Annotated in this window: 20 protein-coding genes and 1 pseudogene; 9 read left to right on the forward strand and 12 right to left on the reverse strand. The window is 66.3% G+C overall.

What is annotated here, in order from left to right; translation table 11 throughout:
- The first annotated feature begins 131 nt into the window (after positions 1–131).
- Entirely contained in the window at positions 132–1703 is a 1572-nt protein-coding gene (locus AB5I39_RS08955; protein ID WP_404373873.1) for a peptide chain release factor 3, read from the forward strand.
- Here AB5I39_RS08955 and AB5I39_RS08960 read toward each other — a convergent pair.
- The 5 genes from AB5I39_RS08960 to rpmF all read right to left on the reverse strand — a co-directional run bounded on the left by AB5I39_RS08960 (position 1700) and on the right by rpmF (position 4679).
- Positions 1700–2065: a MerR family transcriptional regulator gene (locus tag AB5I39_RS08960; protein WP_404373875.1), complete on the reverse strand. Its 366-nt coding sequence runs from the start codon at positions 2063–2065 to the stop codon at positions 1700–1702. The genes AB5I39_RS08955 and AB5I39_RS08960 overlap by 4 nt on opposite strands.
- A gap of 8 nt (positions 2066–2073) precedes the next feature.
- Positions 2074–2373: an integration host factor subunit alpha gene (locus AB5I39_RS08965; RefSeq protein ID WP_404373877.1), complete on the reverse strand. Its 300-nt coding sequence runs from the start codon at positions 2371–2373 to the stop codon at positions 2074–2076.
- An 89-nt stretch (positions 2374–2462) separates the two neighbouring features.
- Positions 2463–3428, reverse strand: coding sequence for a beta-ketoacyl-ACP synthase III (locus AB5I39_RS08970; protein ID WP_404373879.1), 966 nt, complete (start codon positions 3426–3428; stop codon positions 2463–2465).
- Positions 3425–4456, reverse strand: a complete 1032-nt coding sequence (gene plsX / locus AB5I39_RS08975; protein WP_404373881.1) for a phosphate acyltransferase PlsX — start codon at positions 4454–4456, stop codon at positions 3425–3427. The genes AB5I39_RS08970 and plsX overlap by 4 nt, the downstream gene beginning before the upstream one ends.
- 43 nt (positions 4457–4499) lie before the next feature.
- Positions 4500–4679 (reverse strand): 50S ribosomal protein L32, encoded by a 180-nt coding sequence (gene rpmF, locus AB5I39_RS08980; protein ID WP_010406047.1) that lies wholly within the window; start codon positions 4677–4679, stop codon positions 4500–4502.
- A 211-nt stretch (positions 4680–4890) separates the two neighbouring features.
- Here rpmF and AB5I39_RS08985 point away from each other — a divergent pair, with 211 nt between their 5' ends.
- On the forward strand, positions 4891–5316 hold the full coding sequence (locus AB5I39_RS08985) for an MAPEG family protein (RefSeq protein WP_404374088.1): 426 nt from the start codon (positions 4891–4893) through the stop codon (positions 5314–5316).
- Here AB5I39_RS08985 and AB5I39_RS08990 read toward each other — a convergent pair.
- On the reverse strand, positions 5313–5984 hold the full coding sequence (locus AB5I39_RS08990; RefSeq protein ID WP_404373883.1) for an MBL fold metallo-hydrolase: 672 nt from the start codon (positions 5982–5984) through the stop codon (positions 5313–5315). The genes AB5I39_RS08985 and AB5I39_RS08990 overlap by 4 nt on opposite strands.
- An 82-nt stretch (positions 5985–6066) precedes the next feature.
- On the opposite strand from AB5I39_RS08990, the gene pabB reads away from it, so the two are divergent.
- Positions 6067–7899, forward strand: a complete 1833-nt coding sequence (gene pabB / locus AB5I39_RS08995; RefSeq protein ID WP_404373885.1) for an aminodeoxychorismate synthase component I — start codon at positions 6067–6069, stop codon at positions 7897–7899.
- A 36-nt stretch (positions 7900–7935) separates the two neighbouring features.
- Complete coding sequence (locus tag AB5I39_RS09000; RefSeq protein WP_404373887.1) at positions 7936–9135, forward strand: pyridoxal phosphate-dependent aminotransferase; 1200 nt, start codon at positions 7936–7938, stop codon at positions 9133–9135.
- Here AB5I39_RS09000 and AB5I39_RS09005 read toward each other — a convergent pair.
- Together AB5I39_RS09005 and pepN are read right to left on the reverse strand one after the other, a co-directional pair.
- The gene (locus AB5I39_RS09005) at positions 9132–9371 is read right to left on the reverse strand and encodes a hypothetical protein (RefSeq protein ID WP_404373889.1); all 240 of its coding nucleotides are present in this window, start codon (positions 9369–9371) and stop codon (positions 9132–9134) included. The genes AB5I39_RS09000 and AB5I39_RS09005 overlap by 4 nt on opposite strands.
- 57 nt (positions 9372–9428) lie before the next feature.
- Positions 9429–12028: pseudogene (gene pepN, locus AB5I39_RS09010) on the reverse strand (aminopeptidase N).
- Positions 12029–12132: 104 nt separating this feature from the next.
- Here pepN and AB5I39_RS09015 point away from each other — a divergent pair.
- Both AB5I39_RS09015 and AB5I39_RS09020 read left to right on the forward strand, forming a co-directional pair.
- Entirely contained in the window at positions 12133–13746 is a 1614-nt protein-coding gene (locus tag AB5I39_RS09015; protein ID WP_404373891.1) for a M28 family metallopeptidase, read from the forward strand.
- Positions 13747–13749: 3 nt separating this feature from the next.
- On the forward strand, positions 13750–14589 hold the full coding sequence (locus AB5I39_RS09020; protein ID WP_404373893.1) for an NAD(P)-dependent oxidoreductase: 840 nt from the start codon (positions 13750–13752) through the stop codon (positions 14587–14589).
- On the opposite strand, the gene AB5I39_RS09025 is transcribed toward AB5I39_RS09020, so the two are convergent.
- From AB5I39_RS09025 to AB5I39_RS09035, 3 genes are read right to left on the reverse strand one after another with little or no spacing between them, the layout of a single operon-like run.
- On the reverse strand, positions 14499–15419 hold the full coding sequence (locus AB5I39_RS09025; RefSeq protein ID WP_404373895.1) for a DMT family transporter: 921 nt from the start codon (positions 15417–15419) through the stop codon (positions 14499–14501). The genes AB5I39_RS09020 and AB5I39_RS09025 overlap by 91 nt on opposite strands.
- The gene (locus AB5I39_RS09030; protein ID WP_404373897.1) at positions 15416–16417 is read right to left on the reverse strand and encodes a threonine aldolase family protein; all 1002 of its coding nucleotides are present in this window, start codon (positions 16415–16417) and stop codon (positions 15416–15418) included. The genes AB5I39_RS09025 and AB5I39_RS09030 overlap by 4 nt, the downstream gene beginning before the upstream one ends.
- A 45-nt stretch (positions 16418–16462) precedes the next feature.
- Complete coding sequence (locus AB5I39_RS09035; RefSeq protein ID WP_404373899.1) at positions 16463–18595, reverse strand: transglycosylase domain-containing protein; 2133 nt, start codon at positions 18593–18595, stop codon at positions 16463–16465.
- Positions 18596–18816: 221 nt separating this feature from the next.
- Between AB5I39_RS09035 and AB5I39_RS09040 the strand changes: the two genes are divergently transcribed.
- The 3 genes from AB5I39_RS09040 to AB5I39_RS09050 are packed head-to-tail and all read left to right on the forward strand — an operon-like array spanning position 18817 to position 20871.
- Entirely contained in the window at positions 18817–19407 is a 591-nt protein-coding gene (locus AB5I39_RS09040) for an NADPH-dependent FMN reductase (protein ID WP_404374090.1), read from the forward strand.
- Positions 19400–20560, forward strand: coding sequence for a molybdopterin-dependent oxidoreductase (locus tag AB5I39_RS09045; protein ID WP_404373901.1), 1161 nt, complete (start codon positions 19400–19402; stop codon positions 20558–20560). The genes AB5I39_RS09040 and AB5I39_RS09045 overlap by 8 nt, the downstream gene beginning before the upstream one ends.
- Complete coding sequence (locus AB5I39_RS09050; RefSeq protein WP_404373903.1) at positions 20557–20871, forward strand: cytochrome C nitrite reductase; 315 nt, start codon at positions 20557–20559, stop codon at positions 20869–20871. Before AB5I39_RS09045 ends, AB5I39_RS09050 begins: the two co-directional genes overlap by 4 nt.
- On the opposite strand, the gene AB5I39_RS09055 is transcribed toward AB5I39_RS09050, so the two are convergent.
- Entirely contained in the window at positions 20862–21617 is a 756-nt protein-coding gene (locus AB5I39_RS09055) for a sulfite exporter TauE/SafE family protein (protein ID WP_404373905.1), read from the reverse strand. The genes AB5I39_RS09050 and AB5I39_RS09055 overlap by 10 nt on opposite strands.
- Between the last annotated feature and the right edge of the window lie 36 nt (positions 21618–21653).

The following is a 21653-nucleotide window of genomic DNA, read 5'->3' on the forward strand; positions in this document are numbered from 1 at the left end:
GCTTCTGCCAAGAGCGAAGCGGTGACCCCTGCATCCGCCATCCCGTCCGCATCGCCTGCCAGACCGGCTTGTGTGTGGCACTTTCGCAACTTTCCGAGTCGCAACCGCCCGTTTCGCATGAGCTTCCCCGCATGAACCACATCTCCGACCGCCGCACCTTCGCGATCATCTCGCACCCCGACGCCGGCAAGACCACGCTCACCGAAAAGCTGCTCTACTTCGGCGGCGCGATCCACTTGGCGGGCGAGGTCAAGGCGCGCGGCGCGAACCGCCGCGCCCGTTCCGACTGGATGAAGATCGAACAACAGCGCGGTATCTCGGTCACTTCCAGCGTGATGACCTTCGAGACCGGCGGCGTGACCTTCAACCTGCTCGATACGCCGGGCCACGAGGATTTCAGCGAGGATACCTATCGCACGCTGACCGCGGTCGATTCGGCGGTGATGGTGATCGACGTGGCGAAGGGCATCGAAAGCCAGACGCGCAAGCTGTTCGAGGTCTGTCGTCTCCGCGACGTGCCGATCATCACCTTCGTCAACAAGGTCGATCGCGAAGGGCGCGAGGTATTCGACATCCTCGACGAGGTCGCCAATCTGCTCCAGCTCGAGGTCACGCCGATGACCTGGCCGGTCGGCATGGGCAGCGATTTCGAAGGGATTTTCGATCTCGTCAGCAACCGCCTGCTGATGCCGGAGGGACCAAGCCGCGAGTATAAGGGCAAGGTGATCCAGACCAGCGGGCTGGACGACCCACAGCTCGACGCGTTGCTCTCGGCACCCGCCCTCGCCAAGCTGCGCGAGGATGTCGAACTGGCGCAGGTCGGTTATCCCACGTTTGATGCGGAGGCGTATCGCGCGGGCGACCTGACGCCGGTCTATTTCGGCTCGGCGCTCAAGGAATTCGGGGTCGATTCGCTGATCGATGCGCTCGCCGACTACGCCCCGCCGCCGCACGCCCTGCCCGCCGAACCCGCCCCCGTCTCGCCCGATGCCAATCAGGTGACCGGCTTCGTGTTCAAGGTGCAGGCGAACATGGACCCCAACCACCGCGACCGCATCGCCTTCATGCGGCTGTGTTCGGGCACGTTCAAGCGCGGCATGAAGTTGACGCCGACGGGCCACGGCAAGCCGATCGCGATTCACTCGCCGATCCTGTTTTTCGCGCGCGAACGCGAATTGGCGGACGAGGCGTTCCCCGGCGACATTATCGGCATCCCAAACCACGGCACGTTGCGAGTAGGGGACACGCTGTCCGAGCGCGCCGACGTGCGCTTTACCGGCCTGCCCAACTTCGCCCCCGAAATCCTCCGTCGCGTCGCACTGAAGGATCCCACCAAAACCAAGCAGTTGCGCAAGGCGCTCGACGATATGGCGGAGGAGGGCGTGACCCAGGTCTTCTATCCCGAGATCGGCTCGAACTGGATCATCGGCGTGGTCGGGCAATTGCAGCTCGAAGTGCTGCTGAGCCGCCTTGAGGCCGAATATAAGGTCGATGCCGGGCTGGAAATGGCACCATACGATACCGCGCGCTGGGTGTCGGCCGCCGATCCGGCCGATCTCAAGGCGTTCACGGATTTGAACCGCGGCGCGATGGCGAAGGATCGCGACGGTAACCCGGTGTATCTGGCGAAGACCGCCTGGGATGTCGGCTATGTGTCCGACCGCTATCCCAAGGTCACCTTCGCTGCGACGCGGGAGCGCTAGGCGGGAGCGTCTTCCGCTAAAGCCGAGGCCAGTGCGGCGCGCACCTGGCGGATTGCGGCGTGGGTGTCCGCGTCGCCGGTCTTGGGGGTGGCGACAGCGGGAGTTTTACCCGCCAGCGCCTGTTGCACGCCGCGGATGGTATAGCCGTCCTGATCGAGCATCGCCGCGATGCGCTTGACCAGCGCCACATCCTCGGGGCGATAATAGCGCCTGTTTCCAGCACGTTGCAGCGGGCGAAGCTGCGGGAAGCGAGTCTCCCAATAGCGCAGGATGTGCTGTGGCAGGTCGGTCTCGCGCGACAGCTCGCCGATCGTCCGATAAGCGGTCTCCGCCTTCCCCGGTCCGCCCGGCACTTGCGTCACACGCTCGCTCAATCGGCCTCGACAATGCGGTCGCGCATCATCTGGCTGGCGCGGAAGGTCAGCACGCGGCGCGGTGCGATCGGCACTTCGACGCCGGTCTTGGGGTTGCGGCCCACGCGCTCACCCTTGTCGCGCAGCACGAAGGTCCCGAAGCCGGAGATCTTGACGTTCTCGCCCTTGGCCAGCGCACCGCACATGTGTGACAGGATCTGCTCGACCAGGCTCGACGAATCCGCGCGTGACAGCCCGACCTGATGATGCAGTGCCTCGGCCAGATCAGCGCGTGTCAAAGTGCCTGCGGTTTCCATGATTCACCCTTCCCCCAAAGCCTTGGTCTGCGTAACACACAGATGCGGCTTCCCGAAAGACCTTACTTAGTGGGATAGCCGGTGGCTTTTCAGAGACGAACGACCGCCGCGCCCCAAGTGAAACCGCCGCCCATTGCTTCAAGCACGATCAGGTCACCCGGCTTGATTCGTCCGTCCTTGACGGCCGTGTCCAGCGCCAGCGGCACCGACGCTGCCGAGGTGTTGGCGTGCTGGTCGACCGTCACGACGACCTTTTCCGGTGCGAGCTGCAACTTGCGGGCGGTCGCGTCGAGGATGCGGGCATTGGCCTGATGCGGGACCAGCCAGTCGATGTCCTCGGCGGTATGCCCGGCCACGGCCAGCGTCTCAATCAGGACCGCCGCCAGGTTGACGACCGCATGGCGGAACACCTCGCGCCCCTTCATCCGTACCTTGCCGACGGTGCCGGTGGTGGAGGGACCGCCATCGACATAAAGCAACTCGTTGTGGCGCCCATCGGCGTGCAGCCGCACCGCCAGGATGCCGCGCTCACCGGTGGGATCCACCTGAGCCTCGATCACGACGGCACCCGCGCCATCGCCGAAGAGCACGCAAGTCGCGCGATCTTCCCAATCGAGAATGCGGCTGAAGGTCTCTGCGCCAATCACCAGTGCGCGGCGCGCGGCGCCGCTGCGGATCATGCTGTCGGCGACTTGCAGCGCGTATAGAAAGCCCGAGCACACCGCCGCCACATCGAACGCAACGCAGTCATTGATGCCCAGCATCGCCTGCACCTTGGTCGCAGTGGCGGGGAAGGTCTGGTCGGGCGTCGCCGTGGCGAGCACGATCAAGTCGATCTGGTCCGCCGCCAGGCCAGCCGCGCCGAGGGCTGCACGGCACGCATCGGCGGCGAGCGTTGCAGTCGTCTCGTCGGGGCTGGCGATGTGGCGGAAACGGATGCCGGTCCGCTCGACGATCCATTCGTCGGAGGTATCAACGGTTTCGGCCAATTCTGCATTCGACACGCGCCGGGTGGGCAGCGCCGAGCCGGTTCCGATAATGACCGAACGAATCATGCCGTCTTCTTCTCGAAATCTCTGAGGTCCTGCGCGATGCGCCGCGTCAGATCGTCGCGCACCATCTTGGCCGCCGCCGCAATCGCGGTCGCCACGCCCACTTCGTTCGCCCCGCCATGACTCTTCACGACCAGGCCGTTGAGGCCAAGGAACACAGCGCCATTGTGGTTGTTGGGGTCGAGGTGATGCCGCAGCAGTTCGGTTGCGGGCTTGGAGATCAGGAACCCGATCTTGGAGCGGACCGAAGAGCGGAACGCGCGCTTCAGCAGGTCGGCCACGAAGCGGGCGGTGCCCTCCGCGGTCTTGAGCGCGATATTGCCCGAAAAACCGTCGCAAACGATAACATCGACATCGCCGCGCGATAGTTTGTCGCCTTCGATAAACCCGGTGAAATCGAGCGGCAAATGCGATGCCGCGCGCAAGGCGCTTGCGGCGTCGCGAATTGTCTCGGTGCCTTTCTGATCCTCGCTGCCGATATTGAGCAGCGCTACGCGCGGGCGGGCGAGCTCGAGCGAGGTTCGCGCATAGGCGGCACCCATCACCGCGAACTGGATCAAATTGCGCGCATCGCATTCGGTATTGGCACCGAGATCGAGCACCACGGTGTCATTGTCGCCCAGCGTCGGCATCAGGCCAGCGAGCGCGGGACGATCGATACCCGGCATCATCCGCAGCGACAGCTTCGCCATCGCCATCAACGCGCCGGTATTGCCCCCCGACACGCACGCGGCCGCGCGGCCCTGCTTCACCATGTCGATCGCGATGCCCATCGACGTCGTCTTGGCACGGCGAATCGCCTGGCTCGGCTTGTCGTTCGAACCGACCAGCTCGGGCGCGTGGACAATCTCGGAATGCGCGCTGAGATTGGGATGGGATTTCAGCCCAGCCGCAATCGCCGACTCGTCGCCAACCAGGATGAAGCGCATGTCTTCGTACCGGCGGCTGGCACGAGCCACCCCCGCCAGCATCACCGCAAGCCCTTCGTCGCCACCCATCGCATCGACCGCGATCCGGGAGCTGTTCGTCACGCTGGCCGCTCCCCTGTTCACGCTGCCGTCCGGGAGGTGCGGATCAGCCTTCGACCGAAACGATCTCGCGGCCGTTATAATGGCCGCACGACGGGCACAGGTTGTGCGGGCGCTTCAGCTCGCCGCAGTTCGGGCATTCCTGGAACGATGCGACGGTCAGCGAATCGTGGCTGCGACGCATGCCGCGCTTCGACGGCGTGGTTTTTCTTTTGGGGACGGCCATTTCGGCGAAACCTTATGCTTGTCTGACAGATGCGATAGGCCCGAAACGGACTGCCACGCAACCGACGCCGTCGGCCGCGCAAGCGGCACGTTGGCCAGACATATCGCGAAGATGGCGGCCTATAGCAATTCTTGCCGCCGTTGCAAGCACGCGCGCACGGTGCCAAGGCGGCCACCATCACACAAAGGGGAGAAATACCGTGGGTTCGATTATGCTGCCGATCACTTTGATGACAGCCGGGGCCGCCGCGATCCTCAATCTTTGGCTCGCCATGCGCACTGGCGCCGTGCGAACTAAGGCGAAGGTCAGCATCGGTGACGGCGGCAACGAGATGCTGATTCGCCGCATGCGCGCACACGCCAATTTCGTCGAATACGCCCCCTTCATCATCATTTTGATCGGTCTGCTCGAATTCACAACCGGCACGTCGCTGTGGCTGTGGATCGCGGGCGCATTGTTCCTGCTCGCGCGAGTCGCCCACCCGCTCGGTATGGACGGTCTGCCCGCCGGGCGCATGATCGGTACGCTGCTCACTTTCGCGCTGCTGCTCGGGCTGGGCGGCTATGCGGTCACCTTGCCGTTCCTGCCGCACAGCACTGCTGGAACCTCTGCGGTCAGCGCGATGCCCGCCGGCTAAGCCGCCAGGGCGGCGTCGCTGACGAACATGTTGTTGCGACGCTCGTGCGCAAAGGTGCTGGCAGGGCCGTGGCCGGGGATGAAGGTCGTATCATTCCCCAGCGGCCAGAGCTTCTCCACGATCGAAGCGAGCAATTGCGGATGATTGCCGCGCGGGAAATCGGTGCGGCCGACCGATCCGGCGAACAGCACGTCGCCGACCAGCGCCAGTTTCGACGGCGCGTGATGGAAGATGACGTGACCGGGCGTGTGGCCGGGGGTTTCATAGACATCGAGCACCAGATCCCCGACGGTGACCGTATCGCCTTCCACCAGCCACCGGTCGGGTTCGAAATTCACGCCGGCAATCCCGTATTGCGCGCCGCTTTCGGACAGGGTCGAGGTGAGGAAGCGATCTTCCTCGTGCGGCCCTTCGATCGGCACGCCGAGCTGTTCGGCGAGCGGTTTCGCCTCGCCGCAATGGTCGATATGGCCGTGGGTGAGGATGATCTTCTCGACCGTCACCTTATGCTGCGCGGCGGCGGCAAGCAGCTTAGGCAAATCGCCGCCGGGATCGACAAAGGCGCCGCGCATCGTCGCGGTGCACCACAACAGCGTGCAATTCTGCTGCAGCGGGGTGACGGGGACGATCGCGGCGCGCAGCGGCGGCTGGGGGGGCTGAAGGCTCATGCCGACCGAGATACGGGCCTTCTACGCGAAAACCAAGGGTTGCCCCTGAGGGCATAGCCGGGGCATCTGGCAGGGTGACGCTATGACCGTGCTTCCTTTCCCCCCATTGCGCGCGCCCTTCGTGCTGCTCGACGATGCACGCGACGGCGGCGCGGCGGCGCGGCTGTATGTCGATCCGGTGCGTGTGATCGTGGCGCACACTGTAGCCGAGGTGGTGCCTGCGCTGGCGGCGATTCGCGCGGCACAGCGCGACGGCCTGCACGCCGCCGGCTTCCTGTCCTATGAGGCAGGCGCCGCGTTCGAGCGTGTCCTGCCCGATCCTGCGCCGAGTGAAACGCCGCTTTTATGGTTCGGCCTGTTCGAGCGCTTCACAGAGATCGCGCCCGACCAAATTGCCGAGATCCTTCCCGACCCAGCCGGGGCGTGGAGCGGCGTGCCCGAGCCCGTCATCGACCGGACGACCTACGACGCGCAGCTTGCCGCCGTGCAGGCGCACATCGCGGCGGGGGACTTGTATCAGGCGAATCTGACTCACGGCGCGCACATGGCGGTCCGGGGCGATCCGCTGTCGCTCTATGCGCGATTGCGCGGCACCGCGCGTGCCGGGTTCGGCGCGCTGATCGATACCGGGCCGGGTCCCGAGGGATTGACGATTCTGTCGCTTTCGCCCGAGCTGTTTTTCGCGCTTGAAGGCAGCACACTTACCTGTCGCCCGATGAAGGGCACGGCGCGGCGCGGCGCGGACGCCCGCGCGGATGCCGCGATCGTCGCCGAGCTAGCGCGCGATCCCAAGCAGCGCGCGGAAAATCTGATGATCGTCGATCTGATGCGCAACGATCTGTCGCGCGTCGCGCGCGTCGGAACGGTGGCGGTGCCGACGCTGTTCGCGGTCGAAACCTATCCGACCGTGCATCAGATGGTGTCGACCGTCACCGCCGAGATCGCGCCCGATAACGACGCGATCGACGTGCTGGCGGCGTTGTTCCCGTGCGGATCGATCACCGGCGCGCCGAAGATCGCCGCGATGCAGGCGATCGCGGCGATCGAGCGCAGTCCGCGTGGCCTGTATACCGGCGCGATCGGCCGGTTCGATGCGGCGACGGCGGACAGGCCCGGCGATGCGATGTTCAACGTGGCGATTCGCACGTTGACTTGGCCGCACGGTGCCGAAGAAGCGCGGCTCGGGGCGGGCGGGGGGATCGTCGCCGATTCGCGCAGCCCCGAGGAATGGGACGAGGCGCGCGCAAAGACCGAGTTCCTGACACGGCATGCGCGGACGTTCGATCTGATCGAGACGATGGCGTTCGACCCCGAACATGGCATCGTCTTGCTGGAGCGGCATCTGAAGCGCTTGACGGAGAGCGCGCACGCCTTCGGGTTCCGCTTCGATCGCCACGCCGTGCGCAACGAATTGCAGGCCGCGACCTTCCGCCTGCGCGATGCCCGCAAGGTGCGCCTGGTGTTGTCGCCGGGCGGCGCGGTGGCGGTCGAGGTCGCCCCTACGCCCCCGGTTCGCGATGCGCTGTCTGTCGCGATCGTGCCGCTACCGGTGGCACCCGCCGACATCCGTTTGCGCCACAAGACCAGCGATCGGCGCTTTTACGACGACGCGCGGCGCGACGCGGGTGTCGATGAAGTGCTGTTCGCACGCCCCGATGGCCGATTGACCGAAGGCAGCTTCACCTCGCTGTTCGTGCCGGGAACGGATGATTCCGGGCGCGAGGTGCTGATCACGCCGCCGCTTGCCGCCGGATTGCTCCCCGGGGTGTTGCGCGCCGAGCTGATCGAGAGTGGTCGGGCGATCGAGCGCGACATCACCGCGGCAGATCTCACGACCGATTTTTTCGTCGGCAATGCGCTGCGCGGGCTGATCATTGCGCGACTGGCGGTTGCGGCGATGCCGCGCGCACGATAAGCGCTCGCGCGTCGATCCGCCATCAAGGCTTTAACCATGCACCCATCCGCCGCGCTCGCCCGTATCAAGCCCTCGCCGACGCTGGCGATCACGTCGCGCGTGCTGGAGCTGAAACGGGCAGGCGTCGATGTGATCGGGCTGGGCGCGGGCGAGCCCGATTTCGACACGCCCGATTTCGTCAAGGAAGCCGCGATCAAGGCGATCCGCGACGGCCAGACCAAATATACCAATGTCGATGGCACGCCTGAGTTGAAGGCCGCGATCGTCGCCAAATTCGCGCGTGATAACGAGCTTCACTACACCCCCGATCAGGTGACCGTGAACGTCGGTGGCAAGCACACCTTGTTCAACGCGATCGTTGCGACGGTCGATGTCGGCGACGAAGTGATCGTACCCGCACCCTATTGGGTCAGCTATCCCGATGTGGTGCTGTTCGCGGGCGGCACGCCGGTGTTCGTCGCGGCCGGCCCTGAGCAGGGCTATAAATTGCGTCCCGAACAGCTCGAGGCGGCGATCACGCCGCGCACGAAATGGGTGATCCTCAATTCGCCATCGAACCCTACTGGTGCCGCCTATAGCAAGGCCGAGCTGATCGCGCTGGGCGAAGTGCTCGAACGCCATCCGCACGTGTGGATTTTCGCCGACGATATGTACGAACATATCCTGTATGACGATTTCGAATTCGCCACGATCGCGCAGGTCTGCCCGTCGCTGTACGAGCGTACGTTGACGGTGAATGGCTGTTCCAAGGCCTATGCGATGACCGGGTGGCGGATCGGCTATGCCGGGGGCGCGTCATGGCTGATCAAGGCGATCTCCAAATTGCAGTCGCAATCGACGAGTAACCCGTGCTCGATCGCACAGGCTGCCGCCGTTGCCGCGCTCAACGGCGATCAGTCCTTTCTGAAGGAGCGTGCCGCTGCCTTCCAGTCGCGCCGCGATCTGGTCGTGTCGATGCTCAACCAGGCCGACGGCATCACCTGCCCGCGCCCCGAGGGGGCATTTTACGTCTATCCCGAAATCTCCGGCCTGATTGGCAAGTCGACGCCAGCGGGCAAGCTGATCGATACCGACGAAGCGTTCGTCGGCTACCTGCTCGACGATGCCAAGGTGGCGGCGGTGCAGGGCGCAGCGTTCGGCCTGTCGCCGGCGATGCGGATTTCTTACGCGACTTCGGAGGCGCTGCTGCAGGATGCCTGCGAGCGCATCCAGACGGCGTGCGCCGCGTTGCGCTAAAAAATCGACCGATGCAGTTTCGGCAACGGATTGTTGCCGGAATACCTCTTGCGAAACGATCGCATCACGCCGATTTGCTGCGATGCAGCGATCGGCATGGTGCCGACGCGAAAGGTCATCGTGATGCGTAGCGTTCTTAAGTCGGGTTTCCTGTGGCAGTTCTTCGGTGGATTCGCGTTGGGCGCGCTTGCGCTCGTCACATTCCATCCGGCGGATTCCGCGCGCGCGACGGCCACCAGCTCGGTCGCTGCAAACCGTTAAACGGCTGTACCGGCCCGGCGCGGTGCCGGGCCCTACCCCTCCAGGCTGCGTGAAGCCTGTTCGAACATATCCTTCGACAATCCCGGCACCTTGACGATCCGCTCCAGCTCGGCGCGCATCAGGGCGGCGCGCCCGCTGTCGAACCGCGCCCAGCGCCCGAGCGGCGGGATAAGCTTGGCCGCCGTTTGCGGATTGAGCGTGTCGAGCGCAATCAACTGATCCGCCAGAAAGCGGTAGCCCGATCCGTCGGCGGCATTGAACGCGCGCTGGTTGACCCCGAACGCCCCGATCAGCGCCCGCGCTCTATTGGGGTTCGACAGCGTGAAATCTGGGTGTTGCAGCAGTTCGCGCACCACCGCTCCGGTATCGTCACGCGGTGCCATCGCCTGCACCGAGAACCATTTGTCGAGTACCAGCGCATTGTCGCGGTAGCGGTTGTAGAAAATGTCGAGCGCAGGTGTGCGTTGTGGTGCATCGCCCCCGACCAGCGTGGTGAGCGCGCTCATCCGGTCGGTCATATTGTCGGCTGCTTCGAACTGCGCGAAGGCCAGGTCGCCCGCATCCACTGCGCCCGATGCCGCGATATAGCCGAGCGCCACCGCCCGCATCCGCCGCATCCCCTTCGCCTCGGGCGAATAGGCATAGCTGCCGGACGTTTGCGCGGCATCGTAGGCGGCGCGCCATTCGCGCGCCAACGCCCGTCCAATCTCACGCCGGAGCGATTCACGCGCACGGAAGATCGCCTCGGGATCGACCACCGCCATCTGATCGCCGATGAAGCTTTCGGACGGCAGCAGCACCGCTTCGGCGGCAAAGGCGCGGTCGAGCTTGGCATCGCCGATCGTGCCCGCGACTGCGGCAATGACGGCGGCATGATCGGCGTGCTGGCCGCTGGCGGCTGCGACGAGGGTATCCAGCATCAGTTGCTGTAGTGCCTCGTAGCGCGCGAACGGATCGTCGTCATGCGCGCCCAGGAAAGCGAGATCGGCGGCACTGCGGTCGCTTTCGATGATCGCGGGCGCGGAAAAGCCACGATTGATCGACAGGATCGGCCGCTCAGTCAGGCCCTCGAAGACAATCCGCTGCTCAGCCTGATCGAGCAGAATGATCTGCTCGGGTGCAAGCGTCGCGGCGGTTTCGGCGCCGAACAGCTTCATGCGCAACGGGAGCACGACCGGCAGTTTTTCCTCTTGCCCCCGGGTCGGCGGGGTTCGCTGGGTCAGCACCAATTCGGCGCGACCGGACCCCTCCTGATGTTCCAACGCGGCGGTCACACGCGGCGTGCCCGCCTGTCCGTACCAGCGGCGGAATTGTGTCAGATCGGTGCCGCTTGCCTCTTCGAGCGACGCAACGAAATCTTCGCACGTCGCCGCCGTGCCGTCGAACCGGTCGAAATACAAATCGGTGCCCGCGCGGAAGCCCGACGGCCCCAGGATCGTGGCGAGCATCCGGATGATCTCGGCGCCTTTGTTGTAGATCGTCGCGGTGTAGAAATTCGAGATTTCCTGATATTCATCCGGGCGGATCGGGTGCGCCAGCGGCCCGGCATCCTCCGGAAATTGCGCGGCGCGCAGGCCGCGGACATCCTCGATCCGCTTGACCGCAGCCGACCCCTGATCGGCCGAGAAGCATTGGTCGCGATAGACGGTGAAGCCTTCCTTCAGCGAAAGCTGGAACCAGTCGCGGCAGGTGACGCGATTGCCCGACCAATTGTGGAAATATTCGTGCGCGACGACCGCGGCGATCGCGTCGTAATCGTAATCGGTCGCGGTGTCGGGGTCGGCGAGGATGTAGCGGCTGTTGAAGATGTTCAGCCCCTTATTCTCCATCGCGCCAAAATTGAAATCATCGACCGCGACGATGTTGAACACGTCGAGGTCGTATTCCCGGCCATAGACGCGCTCGTCCCATGCCATCGATGTCTTGAGCGCTTCGAGCGCGTGATGGGTGCGCTCGAGATCGCTCGCGCGGACCCAGATGCCGAGCTCGACCACGCGCCCCGACATCGTCGTGAAGCTGCCGCGGTTGACGGCGAGATCGCCCGCGACCAGCGCGAAGAGGTAGCAGGGCTTGGGGAAGGGGTCGTGCCACTCTGCCCAGTGCCGCCCGTCCTCCAGATCGCCCGACGCGACCGGGTCGCCATTCGCCAGCAGCACCGGGTAGCGCTTCTTGTCGGCGCTCATCCGCACGCGGTAGCGGCTGAGCACATCGGGCCGATCGGGAAGAAGGTAATCCGGCGGAAACCCTCCGCCTCGCACTGCGTGCACAGATTGCCGCCCGAGGCGTAGAGCCCCATCAACTGCGTGTTGCGTTCGGGCGCGATCTCGACCGTGGTTTCAATGACATGCGCCGATCCCGAGAGCGGCAGGACAAGCGCGCCATCCTCGATCGTCCAGTCGTTGACCGGCGTACCATCGACCGAAACCGACAGCAGCGTCTGGCCGCCACCATCGAGCCGGATCGGCCGGTCGTGCGTGCCGCTGCGCTGGACATGCAGCGTCGCCTTCACCCGCGTCGCCGCCGGATCGAGCGCGAAATCGAGCGCGATGTCCGGCACTTGCCAATCGGGCGGGGTATAATCCGCGCGACGCGTGACGTGAGGCTGGGCGAGGCTGTTCTGGATGTCGAGCATTGTGCCGGATGTAGGACGCGCAGGCCGCACTCGCCACCGAAATCGCCGTACTTGCGCGGCGGCGGCGCTGTGATACCGCACCATCACACGAACGGGAGGATGGCATGAAGCGTTGGGTGGCAGGTGTGGCGGCAATCGCGCTCGCGGGATCGGCGATGACGCAGGGCGTCGCGCAAGAGGCTGCGCTGCCCGACGATCAGGCCGCGATGAAGGCGCACGTGCTGTTCCTCGCTTCCGATGTCCTGCGCGGGCGTGAGGCAGGGAGCCCCGAATTCCGCATCGCCGCCGAATATGTCGCCGCGCAATTCTTTGCCGCCGGGCTGAAGCCCGCTGGCGACGACGGCAGCTATATCCAGAAGGTGCCGCTGGTCACCTATCGCGCCGCCGACAAGGGCGATGTCGTGCTGACGCGCAAGGGCGAGGCACCAGCACCGCTTGTGTTTGGCGAGGATTATGTGCCCGGCACCGTCGCGACCGCCGTACGCACCGTGATCGACGCGCCTGTGGTGTTCGTCGGGTACGGCCTGGTCGCGCCGCATTATGGCCGCGATGATTATGCCGGGGTCGATGTGCGCGGCAAGATCGTGGCCTTCTTCGGCGGCGCCCCGATCGATTTCCAGAGCGAAGAGCGCGCGCACTTCCAGAGCGCGACGACCAAGGCGGTGATCGCCCAGGCGCATGGCGCGGTCGGCGCGATCGTGCTGACGCGAAGCGCCATCCCCGGCGGCGGGGCCAGTTTCGACCGGCCACGCACAAGCTGGGCGCGCCCTGACGGCACCGGCGACGCGAGCGGCGTGCCGATCCTCGCCACGATCAGCGCGAGCGGTGCGGCCAAGCTGTTCGCGGGCGCCAAGACGCCGTGGAGCGCCATCATGCCGCGCGTCGCCGACAGCAAGAGCGTGTTCACCGCAGAAGCGCTGCCGGTCAACGCCGCCTTCTCGTTGAAGACCACGTTCGAACCGGCGAGCAGTGCCAACGTCGCGGGCATGATCCCCGGCAGCGACCCCAAGCTCGGCAAGGAAGTGGTGGTCCTGTCCGCGCATCTCGACCATCTCGGCGTCGGGCGGGCGGATGCGAAGGGTGACACGATCTACAATGGTGCTGAGGACAATGCGATCGGCATCGCCTCGCTGATCGAGGAAGCCAAGCGCTTCAAGGCCTCGGGCAAGGCGCCGCGCCGCTCGATCCTGTTCCTTGCCGTCACGGCGGAGGAAAAGGGGCTGGTCGGCTCCGACTATTTCGCCAAGCACCCGACCGTGCCGATCGAGCGGATCGTCGCCGACGTCAATCTCGACATGCCGATCCTGACCTATCCGTTCGAGGATATGACGGTGTTCGGCGCGGATCGCTCGACGCTCGGGCCGATCGTGGCGAAGGCGGTGGGAACGCTGGGCGTGACGATGTCGCCCGATCCCGATCCGTCGCAGGGCATTTTCGTGCGCTCCGACCATTATCGCTTTGTCCAGCAGGGCGTGCCGTCGGTCTTCCTGTGGCCGGGACAGAAGGGGCCGGGCAAGGCCGCTACGGCCGAGTTTTTCAAGACGCGCTACCACCAGCCTGCGGACGATCTGGCGCAGCCGATCGACTGGTCACAGGGTATCCGCTTCATCAATGCGAACTATGCGATCGCGCGCGAAATCGCTGATGGCAATGCGCGGCCGCGCTGGAACAAGGGCGATTTCTTCGGATTGCTGTATCACGGTTACGGCGCGAAATAGCGCATGGGGCGGCTGCTGATCTTCGGGCTGGGCTATACCGCGCAGGCGCTGGCTCGGGCGTTGCGCGGCGAAGGCTGGCACGTCGTCGGCACGACCCGCGACGGACGCGATGGCACGCTGCGCTTCGACGATCGGCACGCGGTTACAGCGGAGCTGGCAGCGGCGACGCACGTGCTGTCGTCGGTGCCGCCGACCAAGGCGGGCGATCCGGCGCTCGACGCTTATGGCGAACGCCTGGCGGCGAGCGACGCATGGCTTGGCTATCTCTCCTCGACCGGCGTCTATGGCGATGCGGGCGGCGCGTGGGTCGACGAAAGCGCGCCGACCGGCACCGGACGCCGTAGTGCGCGGGCCGAGGCGGATGCCGCCTGGCTGGCGGCGGGCGCGCGGGTGTTTCGCTTGCCCGGCATCTATGGCCCGGGCCGCTCCCCGCTCGACCGGGTGCGAAGCGGCAGCGCGCACCGCGTCGATTCGGCGGGGCAGGTGTTCAGCCGCATCCATGTCGACGACATCGTATCGGGCGTATTCGCTGGGTTCGCGGGGTCGGCGGGCGCCTACAACCTCGCCGACGATCATCCCGCGAGCCAGAATGCGGTCATAGAATTTGCGGCCGGCCTGCTCGGGCTACAGCCGCCGCCGTTCGTGCCGATCGAGGCGCTATCGCCAATGGCGCGAGGTTTTTACGCGGAGAATCGCCGGGTCGCGAACGGCAAGGCCAAGCGTGTGCTCGGATGGGCGCCGACTTATCCCGACTATCGCGCCGGCCTGCGCGCCCTGAGCGCAATGATCAACCCGACGGCCACCAGCGCCGCGCCACCCGCCGCCAGCCACGACCAGACATAGCCCTCGAACAGCGTCGACAGCAGCATCGCGATCACCGGCACCAGCACGCTCGAATAGGCCGCCTTGGCCGGGCCGATCACGCGCAGCACACCGTAATAGAGCGGAAAGGCGAGCGCCGACGCGAAGATTCCGAGGTACAGCACCCCCGCGATATAGCCGGGTGCGGTGTCGAATACCGGCGGGCCGCTGATCGTCCAGGCGAGCGTCGCGTCGATGCTTGCGCCGATCAGCATCGCCACGCCCAGCATCGCCGCCATCGGATAGGCGCGCGCGGTCGGCGTCGCCTGCATCACGTTTGCGACCGAGGCTGAGAGAATCGCCAGCAGGGTGAATCCGATGCCCAGCAGCACCTGCCCCGGCCCGTGCGGGTCGACGCGTGCCTCACGGACGAACAGCAAGACGACGCCCGCCATCGCCACACCCATGCCGACGACCAGCTGCCGCCCGAGCTTCTGCCCCAGGAAAACCCGCGCGAAGATAGCATTGGGCAGCAGCAGCAGCGCGAAGACCACCGCGACCAGCCCCGAGGTGACGTACCCCTCGGCGCTATAGACGAAGTTGAAATTGAGGCAGAATTGGCAAAGCCCGGTGACCACCGCGAACGCCCAGCCGCGCGCATCGAGCATGATCCGCTCGCCCCGGAACAGCGCGTAGCCGAGCATCGCCGTGCCAGCGACGATGAAGCGATAGGTCACCGACCAGGTCGGCGGCACCGCGCCCAATTGATGCCGGATCACCAGCCAGGTCGATCCCCAGATCAGCGTTACGATGCCGAATGGGATCAGGATGGCCAGCCTGCTCGAATTGGGCGGGGGCGCCGGGCTGTTCAAAGCGCGGCGATCGCGTCGGCGAGCGGGCGGATGTCGTCCGGCGACTGATTCCACGAAACCACCAGCCGCGCCTCGCCCGGACCCCAATCGTAGAAATCGAAGCCACGTGCGCGCAAGCGCGCCGCCTCCTCCGGGCTGACGCGCAGGAAAACCTCGTTCGCCTCGACCGGATTGACCAGGCGCGCGCCCGCCGCCTGCGCCAGCAATGCGGCCCCGGCATTGGCGTTGCGGCCAAGTTCAAGCCACAGATCGCCCTCCAGCATCGCCAGCAATTGCGCCGCGAGATAACGCCCCTTGGACAATAGCAGCCCCGCGCGCTTGCGGCGGTACAGCGTTGCGGCGGCCAGTTCGGGCTTGAAGAAGATCAGCGCTTCGGCGCTCATCCCACCATTTTTTACGAATCCGAAGCTGAGCGCATCGACTCCTGCGCGCCAGGTCACGTCGGCGGGGGCGCAGCCGAGATGCGCGACCGCATTGGCGAAGCGCGCGCCATCCATGTGCAGCCCGAGGCCGCGCGCCCGCGCCACCGCGCCGATCGCGGCGACATCGTCGGGGCTATAGACCAGCCCATATTCGGTCGCGTTGGTGATCGAAATGGCGTGCGGCTGCACCTGATGCACGTCGTTGCGCGTCGCATCCAGCACGGCGCCGATCGTCTCCGGCGTCAGCCTCGCGCCAGCCCCGTCCGCCAGCAGCAGCTTTGCGCCGTGGGTGTAGAATTCCGGCGCGCCGCATTCGTCATTCTGGATATGCGCGTCGCGGTGGCACACGATCGCGCCGTGCGGTGGGCACATCGCGGCCAGCGCCAGGCAATTGGCGGCGGTGCCCGACGGCACCCACAGCGCGCGCACCTCGGTTTCGAACAGTTCGGAGAAGCGCGAATCGAGCTGCTTGCTCCAGCCATCGCCGTCATAGGCGGTGTCAAGCACGTTGGCGTCGCTCATCGCGGCCAGCACGGCCGGGTGGACGGGGGCGGCATTGTCGGAGAAGAAGCGCATGACATGGCCTTGCGGCGATGCGCGGGCGGCGTCAACCGGTGAGCTTTACTCCTCACCCTCCGGGTCGCGCGGCGGGGGTGCGCGGTCGTCGAAACGGTCGCGGCGGCGGCGATCGGGGCCGCGCTCGGGATCGTCGCTGCGGTTCGGTTCGAAGTTCAGTTCACCGTTGCGCAGCCGGACGCGGCCGACCCCCGGAATCTCGCCTTCGACCGGCGGGATGTTGGCCGGATCAAGGAAGTTTTCGAGCGTCTCGTCGATGCCGTTGCCCGCATCGGGATCGACCATCTCGGGCTCCGGTTCGGGCGCGACGGCGGGGCCGACGCCCAGCGCGCTTTGCATGAAATCGCGCCACACCCGCGCCGGAATGCCGCCGCCGGAGAGACCCGCGTTCGGGGTGTTGTCGTCATTGCCGACCCACACACCGCATACCAGGCCGTTGGCAAAGCCGATGAACAGCGCATCGCGATTGTCCTGCGTCGTGCCGGTCTTGCCATAGGTCGGCACCGATAGCGCCGCCGCACGGCCCGTGCCGGTCTCAGCCGATGCGGAAAGCAGATCAAGCATCTGATCGTGCAGATCGCCCGACAGCGAGCGGGTACGGTCGGTCAACGTCGCGAGCACACCGCGTTCCGGCTCAGCTTCCAGCCCGCGCGGGCGGACCGGATAGCGCTCCGCCGCGATCGAGGCATAGGCAGCGGTCAGTTCCAGCAGCGACATGCTCGACGTGCCGAGCGCGATCGTCGCTTCGTTGGGGATCGGGGTCGAAATGCCGAGATCGCGCGCGGCTTGGATGACGTTCGAAACGCCGACTTGCTGCGTAATCCGTGCGGCGGCGACATTGGAGGAGCGCGCGAACGCCTGACGCAGGCTGATCGGCCCGAGGTAACGCCCGTCGCTATTCTTGGGCGACCATTTGGCGATCGTGATCGGTTCGTCCTCGATCACCGAATTGGGCGTCATGCCGTGGCGCAGCGCGGCGAGATAGACGAACAATTTGAACGCCGAGCCGGGCTGCCGCTGCGCCTGGGTCGCGCGGTTGAACGGGCTATCGGCATAGGATTTGCCCCCGACCATTGCCACGACGCGCCCGTCGGGCCGCATCGCGACCAGGGCGATCTGCGCATCGCGCAGGCCAGCGCGCTTGGTCGCGCGTTCGGCGGCCTTTTGCAGGCGGCGGTCGAGCGTCGTCTGCACGGTGGTCTCGGTGGCGATCTCGCCGGCATGATCGCGGGCCTCGGGCAGCACCCAATCGGCGAAATAGGTGCCGTTGGGCAGGGTCTGCCGCCGGTCGGGCACGATCCGCGCGGGGCGCACGCTTGCGGCCTCTTCCTTGTCGAGGAACTTCGCCTCGACCATCGCCGCGACGACCAGCTTCGCACGATCACGTGCGCCCTGCAGATTGACCGTGGGCGCGAGCTTCGACGGGGCCTTCACCAGCCCGGCGAGCATTGCCGCCTGCGCGATCGACAGATTCTCCGGGGTGCGCCCGAAATAATGCCGCGCGGCGGCGCGCAGGCCGTACACATTGTCGCCGAAATAGACGTTCGACAGATAGCGCGACAGGATCTGGTCCTTGCTCAGCCACGCCTCCAGCCAGAACGCGATCATCACCTCGCGAATCTTCCGCGCTGCAGTACGGTCCGAATCGAGAAAAGCATTCTTGGCGAGTTGCTGCGTAATCGTGCTGCCGCCCTGGTCGCGGCCCTTCGACGTCATATTGTGGAAGAACGCGCGCGCAATCCCGCGCGGGTCGATCCCCCAATGCGTGCGGTAGCGCCGATCCTCGATCGCCAGGAAAGCGTTGGTGACGTTCTTGGGCAGCTTGGCCGCATCGACCGGTGCCTCCAGAATGGCTCCCCGGCGCGCGATCGGCGTGCCGTCATCGGCAAGCAGGGTGATGCTCGGCGGTGTCGGGGGCTGCAGCGATTTCGACAAGGGCGCGGTAACCGCGAGCCAGCCGACCGCGAAGACGAACAGCACGATCGCGGCGGCGATCCCGCGCGTGACCCAGCGCCAGCGGCTGGTGCGGGGGGCGGGCGGCAGATCGGAGGCGTATTCGTCGTCGCCCGCGCTTTGATAGTCGTCGCGCGGCGGCGGCATACCGCCAGTGAGTTCCAGCGCATCATCGTCGCCGTCCGGGCGGGCGCCGCCAATCGGGCCGAAGGGATTAAAGCGCATCAGGCGTATCCATACCGCAAGCCAGTGTATTACTTGCATATGACAGATCATGCAAGTGAGGACGGCGCGTTGCGTGGCCTCTAGCAGTCGGATCGTCGCGACGCGAGCGGAAGGTCGCAGAGGGGAGGACGTGCCACTTGGCGATTGAGCCGCGCCGCAGCCCCGGCTATCGCAACCGCATCCGGCCGCCGTGCCACACCCTGTTTCGAAAGCCCCGTGCGATGGCCGATACCGCTGCTCCTCTCCCGCTCGTCGTTGGTATCGGGGGGACAATCGGCGGCGTCTCCTCGACCGAGCGCGCTCTGGCGATCGCGCTGGATGCGGCGGCGCGCGAGGGGTTTCGCACGCGCATGTTCGGTGGTGCCGACATGGCACGCCTGCCGCTCTACGATCCCAAGGCGACGACGCGGACCGCCGACGAACGCGATTTCGTCGATACCGTACGTCAGGCATCCGCGCTGATCATCGCGTCGCCGGGCTATCACGGCAGCATCTCGGGCGTGGTGAAGAATGCGCTCGATTTGCTGGAGGAAACCGCGCGTGACGAGCACCGGCCGTATCTGGCGGATATGCCGGTCGGACTGATCGCCACCGCTTATGGTTGGCAGGCGACAGGCAGCACGATCGCAGCGCTGCGCTCGATCGTCCATGCGCTGCGCGGTTGGCCGACGCCCTTTGCCGCAGCGGTCAATTCGCAGGTGACCAAGTTTGACGATGCTGGCGGCGCGAACGACCCGGCAGTCGTGGCGCAATTGCAGATGGTGGGGCAGCAGGTCGCCCGCTTCGCGCCGCTGGCGATTCAGCATGGTTGAGCGCTTCGACCGGCGCACAGCGCTAGCGATCGGGGCGGGCGCGCTGGCGAGCACGCCGCTGTGGGCGCAACTGACAAAGCCCGCCGCGCCTGCGCTGACCGACGCCTTCCCCGGCAAGCGCGGCATGATCCTCCAGCGGACCCGCGCGCCGCTGCTGGAGACGCCGATCGCGGCGTTCGACGGCGCGCTGACCGATTCGCCGTTCACGCCGAACGACCGCTTTTTCGTGCGGTGGCATTATGACGACATTCCGCTGTCGGTCGATGTCGCGGCGTTCCGCCTGAAGATCGGCGGCGCGGTGAAACGGGCACTGTCGCTCAGCCTCGCTGACATTCAGGCGCTGCCGCAGGTCGAGATCGCGGCGGTCAACCAGTGTTCGGGCAATTCGCGTGGCCTGTTCGCCCCGCGCGTGCCCGGCGCGCAATGGGGCAATGGCGCGATGGGCAATGCGCTGTGGACCGGGGTGCGGCTGCGCGACATTCTGGAACGCGCCGGGGTTGCGCCCGGGGCGGTGCAGGTGCGCTTCTCCGGCCTCGACAATCCGCCCGGTGCCGCGCCCGACTTCGCCAAGGCGCTCAACCTCGACCGGGCGATGGCGGCGGATACGATCGTCGCCTACGGCATGAACGGCACGCAGCTCCCCCTGCTCAACGGCTTTCCGTTGCGGCTGGTCGTACCGGGCTGGTTCTCGACCTATTGGGTCAAGGCGCTCGACACGGTCGAGGTGCTGACCACGCCCGACACCGGCTATTGGATGGAGAAAGCCTACCGTATCCCCACCGCGCCGCGCGCCAGCGTCGTGCCGGGTGCGAAGGATTTCCCGACCGCGCCGATCGGGGCGATGATCCCGCGCGCCTTCTTCACCCGCGCCGATGCGACCGCCGTGCGCGGGGTCGCGCTGGGCGGCGATGCCGGCGTGGCCAAGGTCGAATGGTCGATCGATGCGGGCAAGAGCTGGCGGGCGGCCGAGCTCGGCCCTGATCACGGGGCCTATGGCTTCCGACGCTGGGCCGCGCGCCTGCCCGCGGGATCGCATACCGTCGCCGTGCGTGCGACCAACGCCAAGAGTGCGACGCAGACCGCCGATCCGATCTGGAACCCTGGCGGTTATATGCGCAACACGATCGAAACCGCGAAAGTGAGCATCGCATGAAGCGCCTGTCGATCATTGCGCTGGTCCTGCTCGCCGCGTGCCATCCGGCGGCGGATAGCCCCACGAAGATCACCCTCACGTCGCAGACGATGACGCTGCCGACCGAGACGGTGACACTGCCGGCCGAAGTCCTGACGGTCAATTGTACCGCCTGCCATTCGCCCGAGATGATCCTGACGCAGCCGAAATTGAAGCCCGAGCAGTGGCAGGCCGAGGTAACCAAGATGCGCGGTGCCTATAAGGCGCAAATCGCCGAGAAGGATGACGCGAAGATCGTGGCGGCCTTGCTCGCGCTGCCCAATCAGAAATAGGCGCGGGCGAAGAACACGGCGGTCGTCACTGCCGTCACCAGCAAGGTCCAGCCGCGCACCAGGCCGGGCGACAGCCGCTTGCCGATATGCGCGCCGACCCAGCCGCCGACCATGCCGCCCGCCAGCATCGGCAGGCACGCCGCCCAGCGGATCAGCCCGACCGCGACGAACACGATCGCCGCGGCCAGATTGGCGACCGCCAGCATCAACGTGCGCGGCGCGAACAGCGCGCGGGGCGAGACGCCTGCGAGCAAGCCGTAGATCGCGGTGGTCATCAGCCCGACGCCGCCGCCGAAATAGCCGCCGTACACGCCAAGCACCGCCTGGACGACAAGCAGGGTATGCGGCCCGATCGTCACGCGCGCCCGCAAGGCATCCGCGGCGCGCTGCCCCAGCGCGATGACGACGAAGGCGAACAGCAACAGCCACGGGATGAGCAGGTCGAACACATGCGTCGGCGTCACCGCGAGCAGGATGCTGCCGCCCAGCCCGCCGGCAAAGGTGATCGCCGCGAGCAGCGGCACGCCGACCCCGCCGACCGGCTGTAGCTCATCGCGAAACGCCCAGGCGCTGGTCGCCGCACCCGGCAGCAGCGCGACGTTGGAGGTGGCATTGGCGCTGTTGGCGGGCAGGCCGAGCGCGATCAGCGCGGGTAAAGTTGCGAAAGTGCCACCCCCGGCAAGCGCATTCATCGCCCCGCCGAGGATGCCCGCGCCGCCCGCGAGAAGGATTCCGGTAATGCTCATCCGCGCGCCCTAGCGTGCCGGGGCGGGGAAGGCGAT

It is taken from the genome of Sphingomonas sp. MMS24-J45, assembly GCF_044881195.1.
Lineage (GTDB): Bacteria > Pseudomonadota > Alphaproteobacteria > Sphingomonadales > Sphingomonadaceae > Sphingomonas.